We start from the raw sequence: 1,440 nt of genomic DNA, 5'->3' as shown, positions 1-1,440 counted from the left end.
TATCCCCTTGTATCTTAAACTTTGCACCTTTATATATTCTTAAATACTTTGCTAGATATAAGGAAAATGCTTATTTTTGCAATACGAAGTTTCATTTTAAGGTAAAAGATATGGCAAATTTAAGATTTGAAGCTGTTGAAGAAGCGTTCAAGAAGCGACCAGTAGAAGTCAATGCACCAACGGAACGCCCTTCAGAGTTCTATGGAAAGCTCGTGTTTAACCGCTCTAAGATGTATAAGTATCTGCCTGCCGACATTTACAAAAAGCTCGTTGATGTCATGGATAACGGCAGCCGACTAGATAGATCGATTGCAGATGCAGTAGCACAAGGCATGAAGCAATGGGCTAAAGAGAATGGTGTAACTCATTATACACACTGGTTTCAACCATTAACAGAAGGTACTGCCGAAAAACATGATGCTTTCATTGAGCACGATGGTAAAGGCGGAATGATTGAAGAGTTCTCTGGTAAGCTCCTTGTTCAGCAAGAACCGGATGCGAGTTCATTCCCAAATGGAGGCATAAGAAACACCTTTGAAGCCCGAGGATACTCTGCCTGGGATCCGACAAGTCCTGTATTTATTATCGACGACACACTTTGTATTCCAACAATATTCATATCTTATACTGGAGAAGCACTCGACTACAAAGCTCCACTACTAAAGGCTTTACGTGCTGTAAACGTTGCAGCAACTAAAGTTTGCCAATACTTTTATCCCGAAGTAAAGCAAGTTACAAGCAACCTAGGCTGGGAGCAAGAATATTTCCTTGTAGATTCGGCGCTTTTTAAGACCAGACCAGACCTTTTGATGACAGGAAAAACCCTTTTAGGGCACTCGCCAGCGAAGGGACAGCAGCTGGAAGACCATTATTTTGGTTCTATTCCTACCCGTGTGATGAATTTCATGAAGGAATTAGAGATAGAATGTGTGAAACTGGGCATTCCAGTATCTACAAGACATAATGAAAATGCACCGAATCAATATGAACTTGCGCCAATGTTTGAAGAAGCGAATGTGGCAGTTGATCACAATTCCCTATTGATGGATTTAATGGCGAGGATAGCGCACAAGCACCATTTTCATATACTTTTCCATGAAAAGCCATTTGCGGGAGTCAATGGAAGCGGTAAGCATAACAACTGGTCGCTCTCTACCAATACAGGTGAAAACCTGCTGAGCCCAGGGAAAAATCCGAAAAAAAATCTTCAGTTTTTGACATTTTTTGTAAATGTGATTAAGGCGGTGAACGAATATGCAGACCTTCTTCGTGCAGGGATTGCTACTGCGGGGAATGACTATCGTCTGGGAGCGAATGAGGCGCCGCCAGCGATTATTTCTGTGTTTATCGGTTCTCAGCTTTATGGAGTTTTGGAGGAATTGGAAAAAGTGAGCGAGGGGAAACTCAGCGCTGATGAAAAATATGATTTAAAACTAAATG

At 41.6% G+C, this 1,440-nt stretch carries 1 protein-coding gene; it reads left to right on the top strand.

Annotation, left to right across the window (positions count from 1 at the left end; genetic code table 11):
* Positions 1–1,440 (top strand): glutamine synthetase III (locus tag Q7O90_RS02530; RefSeq protein WP_304127059.1); only part of this gene is annotated, 1,440 nt, incomplete at both ends.

The sequence above is a fragment of the Mogibacterium diversum genome (assembly GCF_938028775.1).
Lineage (GTDB): Bacteria > Bacillota > Clostridia > Peptostreptococcales > Anaerovoracaceae > Mogibacterium > Mogibacterium diversum_A.
This window is presented reverse-complemented; position numbering and strand designations above follow the sequence as displayed.